General features: G+C 69.1%; 7 protein-coding genes. All 7 read left to right on the top strand.

Annotation, left to right across the window (positions count from 1 at the left end):
• Window positions 1-624: 624 nt before the first annotated feature.
• The 7 genes from V7053_RS06545 to V7053_RS06515 all read left to right on the top strand — a co-directional run bounded on the left by V7053_RS06545 (window position 625) and on the right by V7053_RS06515 (window position 8,015).
• The gene (locus tag V7053_RS06545) at window positions 625-1,014 is read left to right on the top strand and encodes a hypothetical protein (protein ID WP_334171462.1); all 390 of its coding nucleotides are present in this window, start codon (window positions 625-627) and stop codon (window positions 1,012-1,014) included.
• Complete coding sequence (locus V7053_RS06540; protein WP_334171461.1) at window positions 1,004-2,152, top strand: peptidoglycan-binding domain-containing protein; 1,149 nt, start codon at window positions 1,004-1,006, stop codon at window positions 2,150-2,152. Before V7053_RS06545 ends, V7053_RS06540 begins: the two co-directional genes overlap by 11 nt.
• The gene (locus V7053_RS06535) at window positions 2,149-4,107 is read left to right on the top strand and encodes an ABC transporter ATP-binding protein/permease (protein ID WP_334171460.1); all 1,959 of its coding nucleotides are present in this window, start codon (window positions 2,149-2,151) and stop codon (window positions 4,105-4,107) included. Before V7053_RS06540 ends, V7053_RS06535 begins: the two co-directional genes overlap by 4 nt.
• 147 nt (window positions 4,108-4,254) lie before the next feature.
• A complete protein-coding gene (eno, locus tag V7053_RS06530; RefSeq protein WP_334171459.1) occupies window positions 4,255-5,535 on the top strand; it encodes a phosphopyruvate hydratase in 1,281 nt (426 codons plus the stop codon).
• 89 nt (window positions 5,536-5,624) lie between these two features.
• Window positions 5,625-6,287 (top strand): FtsB family cell division protein, encoded by a 663-nt coding sequence (locus V7053_RS06525; RefSeq protein ID WP_334171458.1) that lies wholly within the window; start codon window positions 5,625-5,627, stop codon window positions 6,285-6,287.
• Between the two features lie 31 nt (window positions 6,288-6,318).
• Complete coding sequence (locus V7053_RS06520) at window positions 6,319-7,038, top strand: DUF501 domain-containing protein (RefSeq protein ID WP_334171457.1); 720 nt, start codon at window positions 6,319-6,321, stop codon at window positions 7,036-7,038.
• Window positions 7,035-8,015 carry a Ppx/GppA phosphatase family protein gene (locus V7053_RS06515; protein ID WP_334171456.1) on the top strand — a complete coding sequence of 327 codons (981 nt, stop codon included), beginning with the start codon at window positions 7,035-7,037 and terminating at the stop codon, window positions 8,013-8,015. The genes V7053_RS06520 and V7053_RS06515 overlap by 4 nt, the downstream gene beginning before the upstream one ends.
• Window position 8,016 lies beyond the last annotated feature (1 nt).

Here is an 8,016-nt window from a genome sequence, read left to right as displayed (position 1 = left end):
CCGAGCTTCTATGCCAAAGAAGGCCAAGCCTTCAATCTGACTTCCCTGGGCCACCCTTGGGGAGGAAGCTGGAATGACAAGATCAGCAGCCATGACGAGGCTTCCTGATTGGCCCGCCAATTCCTGTGGATCCCGTACGCAGGCGCAGTCCTGGTTGGGGTGCTCTTGCTCACGGGCTGTGGGTTACGGGGCCAAAGCGGCAGCGCGCCAACGGAAGGGCCCCTGCCCCCTGTCGACCGCTCGCCTTTTTCTTCGGTGAGGGCCGCCGTCAGTGAGAGCAACGCGGCCGTCACCTTCCCAGTCGACGCTTACATCTTTTCTCCCGAGGAATGGGAACTCGTCTCTTCGGCCAACGCATATCTGACCGAGGACTGCGTACGGGCTCAGGGAAGGCCGCTCATGGGGACCCCTGGGGACCTGGAAGTCAGCGAATACCGCCGCTACGGGCCGTGGGTGATGAGACTCGTCGAGGTCAACGGGTGGCAACCCGTAAAGATCAAGAGGGCAGACGGAATCTACGACTCAGGAGTGCGCTATGGCCCCGAGGGGCCTCCCGACGATGCCGTCCAGGCTTCCCGGGAATGCCGAGGACAACTTGAGGCAACAGGTCGCTTGATTCCCGAGATGACACCGGGCTGGGCTGCAACAGCGAACACGGTCGTGGGGGAGCTCTCGGATCAGGCAAGCAGGCTGACCTATCAGGATCCCGAGTACCGGCAGATCAACAGTCAATGGCTCGAGTGCATCAAGGGCGAAGGTCTGACCCCGGATCCCGGATACGGGGAGTGGGGCGTGTCGATGGGCAACGGGTCGAAGGAACAGCAGATTCGGGATGCGGTCAAGGACGTCAGGTGCAAGCAGAAGTTCTCGGTGATGCAGCGGTTGTCCGACATCGAGGCGCAGTACCAGGCCGCGCTCATGGCGCCGAAGGAGGCTCAGCTCGCCGAACTCGCCAAGACCAAGCAGGGGGCGCTAACGAGAGCACGCAAGGTACTGGCCGAGCATGGTGCGTAGGGAAGCCGCGCCTCGCATCCCGTTCGCTGGTCGGCCTGCTGTCCTTGCTGGCTTTGCCGCGCTCGTCGCCGCGAGCATCGCCTGCAGCTATTGGCTCGGCACGATGGTGCGTTCGCCCGACGATGCAAGGCTCGGGCAGGCTCCCGAGTCGGTCCGCGTGACGGCGGTCGTGGAGGAGCGGACGGTCACCTCCAGCCTGAGCGTGCAAGGAATCGTCACCGGGGCACCGACCCGCGAAGTCCGGTTCGAGGGGGCAGCGGCGGGGACCAAACAGATCGTGACTTCGGTGGCAAAGGCTCTTGGGGCGCCCGTCGCCGTCGGCGATCTCCTCGCGACCGTCTCAGGGGTACCAGTCTTCCTCATACCCGAGGGCGTTCCGCTCTACCGCGATCTGCACCGGGGCGATACGGGGCCGGACGTCGCGGCACTCCAGACGCTGCTCTCGCGCCTCGGCTTTCTCCGAGGACCGGCCACCGGGGTAGTGGACGCCCCGACTCTCGCTGCCGCCGGACTCTGGTACAAGACGTTCGGTCAGAGTCTTTCCGAGGGCGACGGGAAGCCCTACATCGCTGTCGACCATTTCGCCTTCGCGTCGGGGGATGGCTCGGTGCGGCAGGCCCCGGTCGTCGGCCAGAGGCTTGAGGCGGGCAAACCTCTCTTCGTCCTGTCGGCTGGCCAGCAAGCGGTCACCGCGCGGTTCACGGTGCCGGAGGCAGACAGCGTCACGGTCGGCGCGGCAGTGACGGTGCGGGGTTCGGGAGGCACGAGCTTCTCTGGGACGGTCGCCTCCATCGGGCCGTTTCAGAGCAACGAAGCGTCAAGAGATCAGAGGGCGGGGCACGACGTCCGCGTCGAACTGTCAGCACAGGACGCCGCTGCGCTCAAGGAGGCAAGCACCGTCTCCGTCACTGTCGGGGGCCAGGGGAAGCGCGGGCCAGCCGTCACCATGAGTGCCATCAGGCAGGGTTCGCAAGGGACGTTCGTGACGCGTGAAGCCGAGCGGGCCGAGGGAGCCAATGGGGGCACGGCGCCGCCGACGCGCGACGTTCCAGTCACCGTCCTCGCGCAGGAGGGCGGCTGGGCCAGCATCGAGGCCAGCCCTGACCTTCCAGTGGGAACGAAGGTCATCGTCGGGTGAGCACGGACGACGTGGCGCGGACGGCGCCCGCGATCTCCCTGCGCGGCGTCGCCAAGAGCTTCGACGGTGGGACGCTCGCTCTCCGGGGATGCGATGTCGACATAGAGGTCGGGGAGTTCGTCGCGATCGTCGGGGCCTCCGGTTCGGGCAAGTCGACCCTCCTGAACATCCTGGGAACGCTGGATCGGCCGGACAGAGGGGAGTACCTCCTGCTGGGGCGCCGACTGGGTGAGCTCCCAGAACGCGAGTTGTGCCGCCTTCGCAAGGAGACGTTTTCGTTCGTCTTCCAGGAGTCGCACGTCCTTCGCGAGGAGACGGCGGCCCGCAACGCCGCGCTCGGACTGCGGGTGCAAGGCGTCCCGCGTCGGGAGAGGCCGGGAGCGGTGACGAGGGGGCTGGCACGGGTGGGCTTGGGCCATCGGTGGTCCACCCGCGGTCGTCACCTGTCAGGCGGGGAGAGGCAGCGACTTGCCTTCGCTCGTGCAGCCTCGACTGGCGCGCCCATCCTCTTGGCCGACGAGCCGACGGGGAACCTTGACTCGCGCAACAGCGAGGAGCTCATTCATCAGCTCAAGCAGCTCAACGCGGAGGGGACGACCGTCGTCGTCGTGACCCACGACGAGCGCGTTGCAGCCGCTGCCCGCCGGCGGATCCGCATCGAGGACGGCGAGGTCAGGGAGGACGATCCGCACTCGACCCCGACACGCCCGGTCCCAAACCTGCGCACGGACCCACTGAGTCGGGGGCCCGGCCGGGCACGTTGGGACCCGCTCGACGACGTCTCGGACGCCGTGTCCTCAGCAACGTCGCGGATTGTTCGCAGCGCCATGGTGGTCCTCGCCTTCGCGCTCGGCGTCGCTGGCCTCACGGCCTCCGTGGGCCTCAGCGAGAGTGCCGCGGCCCAGGTCTCGCAGCGCATCTCGGCCGCTGCGCTCGACGAGATCACGGTCACCGCGGCCGGCGATCCCACAACCCAGCACGAATTCTTCGCTCGCACCGCACAGATCCGCGACGATCTCAACCGCCTCGAAGGCGTGCGTGGTTCGGGAGTGAGCGCGACGCTCTCGAGCCAGGAGTGCAGCGTGACCGTCCTCCCGCCACAGAGCGTGCCCGGGCAGTCCCGCTTCAGGGGAGAGCTGGTGGCGGCCGACGGCGCGTGGCTGGGTTTGCAGGGCGCGGTGGAGTCGGTGCCGGGGGCGGTCGCCGCGTTCGATGCGGCGACCGTTCGGGGACGTCCGGCCGTGCTCGTCGGTGAAGGGGCTGCCCGAACGCTCGGCCTCGACCGGGTCACGGCTGGGCAACAGCTCTGGATCGATGGACGACGAGTAGAGGTCGTGGGTGCCATCCGAAGCGCGGCGCGTGCACCTGGACTCGGGGACGCCGTCGTCGTCAATTTCGCCTCCCTCGCCGGGCGCGCCGGACTCAGCCCGGTTCTCCTGGTGCGGACCGAGGACGGCTACCCCGCGGCTCTGCGGTCGGCGATCCCGCTCGTGCTGAACCCTGCTCAGCCGGGCGCCTATACCGTCGCCCTGACGGCCGACCTCCGGTCACTCCACCGGGGTGTCTCCGCCGACCTCGCAGACCTGGTCCGCGTGGTCTCCTGGGCCCTGCTCCTGTTCTCGGGTCTCGGCGCGGCCTCCGCGATGTATCTGGCTGTGCAGTCCCGCTCCGCAGAGATCGCCCTGCGCCGCGCGCTCGGCGCGAGCCGCCCTTCGATCGCGAGGATCTTCCTGCTCGAAGGGGCCGTGCTCGGCTTGGGAGGCGGCCTGCTGGGGTCGGCGCTGGGGGTGGCGGCCGTCGTCGTCTACTGCCTGTTGCAGCGGTGGACGGCGGTGCTGAGCCCCGAGCTCGTGTGGTGGGGAACCGGGATCGGTGCGGGCGTCGGCATCGCGGCAGCCGTCTACCCTGCCTTGGCTGCGGCGACGGGCTCCATCGCAGAGCGGATCCGGGGGTAGTGGAGCCGCGGAAGAGGTCCGGCGAGTCACAGTGTCGCGCCGTCCCCGCGCGCCCACTAGGCTGTGGGTGACACCGAGGTCATCCACGTGTAATTTTCCGTGCCCACGCTCCGTTCACCATTGCTCACCATTGCAAGGAGTTCATTCATGGCCCTTATCGATGCCATCCACGCCCGCGAGATCCTCGACTCCCGCGGCAACCCCACGGTCGAGGTCGAGGTCCTCCTGAGCGATGGTTCGCTCGGTCGCGCCGCTGTTCCCTCCGGAGCCTCCACGGGCGAGTTCGAGGCCGTGGAGCGCCGCGACGGCGACAAGGGGCGGTACCTCGGCAAGGGCGTGCAGCAGGCCGTCGAGGCCGTCGTCGACCAGATCGCCCCGGCACTCCAGGGCTTCGACGCGACGGACCAGCGTGCGATCGACCAGGCCATGATCGACCTCGACGGCACCCCGAACAAGTCCAACCTCGGCGCAAACGCGATCCTCGGTGTGTCCCTCGCGGTCGCGAATGCGGCGGCGGACTCGGCGAACCTCCCGCTGTACAAGTACCTCGGCGGCCCCAACGCGCACGTCCTCCCCGTACCGCTCATGAACATCCTCAACGGCGGCTCCCACGCGGACTCCGACGTCGACATCCAGGAGTTCATGGTCGTGCCGCTCGGCGCGGAGACCTTCTCCGAGGGTCTGCGCTGGGGCGTCGAGGTCTACCACGCGCTCAAGGGCGTCCTGAAGGAGAAGGGCCTCGCGACCGGCCTCGGCGACGAGGGCGGCTTCGCCCCGAACCTGCCGTCCAACCGTGCCGCGCTCGAGCTCATCACCGAGGCCATCCAGAAGGCCGGCTACGAGCCGGGCAAGGACGTGGCCCTCGCGCTCGATGTCGCCTCTTCCGAGTTCTTCAAGGACGGCTCCTACCAGTTCGAGGGCCAGTCCCGCTCGGCAGCCGACATGAGCACCTACTACGAGGAGCTCGTCCGCGACTTCCCGCTGGTCTCGATCGAGGACCCGCTCGACGAGAACGACTGGGACGGGTGGAAGACCCTCACCGACGCAATCGGCGACAAGGTCCAGCTCGTGGGCGATGACCTGTTCGTCACGAACCCGGAGCGCCTCCAGAAGGGCATCGACGCCAAGACGGCGAACTCGCTGCTCGTCAAGGTCAACCAGATCGGCTCGCTGACCGAGACGCTCGACGCCGTATCGCTCGCCCAGCGTGCGGGCTACACGACGATCACGTCGCACCGCTCGGGCGAGACCGAGGACACGACGATCGCCGACATCGCCGTCGCCACGAACGCCGGCCAGATCAAGACGGGTGCGCCGGCCCGTTCGGAGCGCGTTGCGAAGTACAACCAGCTCCTCCGCATCGAGGAAGAGCTCGACGACGCGGCTCGCTACGCCGGCCGCAGCGCCTTCCCGCGTTTCAAGGCCTAAGCACCGGCCGGTCTCCCCGGCTCAGCAGGTCGCGGCGGCTATGGTTGAACGAGACCATAGCCGCCGCTGCCGTTTCTGGAGGGATTTCCATGGCGACGAGACGCCCGCAGGTACCCCGGTCCGTCCGGGCGCCCGGCGCTTCGACGGCCTCGGCTGCGCCCGCCGCCAAGGGCCACGCGCAGCACGAGGCGCAGCAGGGTGCCGCTGGCGGCCGCCCGTCGTCGTCCGCGGCGGCGCGCGCGGGGTCCTCCCCGCGCCCGCGGTCGGCCCCCACGGCTCGGAGCGTAGCGGCTGGCCGCGTCCCCTCGTCCGGGCAGCGTCTCTCGGCGGCGCAGCGATCGGCCGTGCGGGACCAGCAGCCCGTGCCCGCCCGCGCCTTTTCGGGCCGCATCATCGCACTCGCGCTCGTCCTCGTTGCGGTCACGATCATGCTCGCTCCGACCATTCGCATCTTCTTCAGCCAACGCGCCGAGATCCACTCGATCCAGGCCGACATCGCCGCCAAGCAGACCGACCAGACGAACCTCAAGGACGAGATCTCGCGCTGGCAGGATCCGGCCTACGTCCAGCAGCAGGCCCGCGACCGGATTAACATGGTGATGCCCGGAGAGACCTCGTACTGGGTCTTCGGCGACGTCGGCACTTCCTCGTCCTCGAGCGCAACAAGTCCGGCGGCGTCCAGTTCGTCCCCCGCGGACGTCCCCTGGACGCAGTCGCTGCTGGATGCTGTGCGCCGCGCCGCGACCCAGTGATCTCTGATCCGGCGGCCCGAGAAAGGACACCGTGACAGATCCGACCGCTGTGACCCCGCAGGACCTCGACGTCATCAGCCGCCAACTGGGGCGCCCGGCCCGCGACGTGGTCGAGGTGCCTGCGCGTTGCGTGTGCGGCAACCCGCTCGTCGCGGCCACGGCTCCACGCCTGTCGAACGGCACCCCTTTCCCGACCACCTTCTATCTCACGCACCCGGTCGTCACCTCTGCGGTCTCGCGCCTCGAGGCGGCGGGTGTCATGAACGAGATGAACGAGAGGCTCGCGACCGACCCCGCGCTCGCGTCGGCCTACCGCGACGCGCACGAGGCCTACCTCGACGAGCGCCGGCGCGTCGGCGAACGGGCTGGAACGGGACCGGTACCCGAGATCGACGGCGTCTCGGCCGGCGGCATGCCCGAACGGGTCAAGTGCCTCCACGTGCTGGTGGGCCAGTCGCTCGCGATGGGTCAGGGGGTGAACGTGCTGGGTGACGAGGCTGTTGAGCGGATCGCTGAATGGTGGACCCCCGACCGCTGCTACTGCGCCGGGGCGTGGGACACGGAGTCTGCGGCCCCCAGCAGGGACCTGAGCCGCCACGGTCCGCAGGGCCTCCCATCGATGACGGGCCGAGCGGCGCCAGTGCGGAGGCGGGACGCAGAGGCTGGCGTTTCTGGGGCAGCCCGCTCCGAGGCTGCCAGCTCCGAGGGACCCGGTCCAGAGGCAGGACGAACAGACGGGGAAAGCGCATGAGAGTCGCCGGGATTGACTGCGGTACGAATTCGATCCGTCTGCTGGTTGCGGACACCCAGGACGGCGCGCCGAACGACGCGGGCGCGCTCGGCCCGACTCGGCTCACCGACGTGCACCGCGAGATGCGGATCGTACGCCTGGGCCAAGGGGTCGACGCGACGGGCTTGCTTGCCCCCGAGGCCCTCGAACGGACTTTCGCGGCCGTCGAGGACTACGCGGCGACGATCCGGAGCCTCGGGGCAGAACGCGTCCGCTTCGTTGCAACGAGCGCGACGAGGGACGCGCGGAATCGCGACGATTTCGTCGACGGCATCAGGTCGAGGCTCGGAGTCGAGCCCGAAGTGGTCCCAGGGAGCGAGGAAGCGTCGTTGAGCTTCGCGGGCGCGGCGAGCGTGCTGCCGCTTCGTGCGGGCGAGCCGGTCGTCGTCGTCGACCTCGGGGGCGGGAGCACGGAGTTCGTCCTGGGCGACGCTGGCGGGGTCATCGCAGCGCGTTCTGTGGACATCGGCTGCGTGCGGCTCACGGAGCGGCATCTGCGCAGCGACCCGCCGACGGAGGCGGAAATCGCGGAGGCGCAGGACGACGTCGACCGCGGCATCGACGAGGCGCTCGCCGAGGTGCCGCTCGCGGCGGCGACCGCGGTCATCGGCGTCGCGGGCTCGATCACGACGATCACCGCCCACGCCCTTGCCCTGCCCGCTTACCAGCCTGAGCGCATCCACGGATCAGAGCTCGCGCTGCCTCAGATCGAGGAGGCCTGCGGCTCGCTTCTCGGCATGAGCCGGTCCGAGCGCACAGCGCTTCCATACATGCATCCTGGCCGCGCCGACGTCATCGGCGCCGGGGCGGTCGTATGGCGGCGGATCCTCGAGCGCATGGCCGAGCTGACCGGTGGCCGGGTTGCGAGCGCGATCACGAGCGAGCACGACATCCTCGACGGCATCGCGCTCAGCACGCTGGGCGACGCCGCGAGCTGAC

It is taken from the genome of Sinomonas sp., from assembly GCF_036848755.1.
GTDB lineage: Bacteria > Actinomycetota > Actinomycetes > Actinomycetales > Micrococcaceae > Sinomonas.
The sequence above is the reverse complement of the archived record's forward strand: the minus strand, read 5'-3'. Positions and strand labels throughout refer to the sequence as shown.

Coding starts and splice junctions, on each gene's coding strand:
- V7053_RS06545 (WP_334171462.1), top strand. CDS start 625: ATGACACCGGGCTGGGCTGCAACAGCGAACACGGTCGTGGGGGAGCTC.
- V7053_RS06525 (WP_334171458.1), top strand. CDS start 5,625: ATGGCGACGAGACGCCCGCAGGTACCCCGGTCCGTCCGGGCGCCCGGC.
- V7053_RS06515 (WP_334171456.1), top strand. CDS start 7,035: ATGAGAGTCGCCGGGATTGACTGCGGTACGAATTCGATCCGTCTGCTG.
- eno (WP_334171459.1), top strand. CDS start 4,255: ATGGCCCTTATCGATGCCATCCACGCCCGCGAGATCCTCGACTCCCGC.
- V7053_RS06540 (WP_334171461.1), top strand. CDS start 1,004: ATGGTGCGTAGGGAAGCCGCGCCTCGCATCCCGTTCGCTGGTCGGCCT.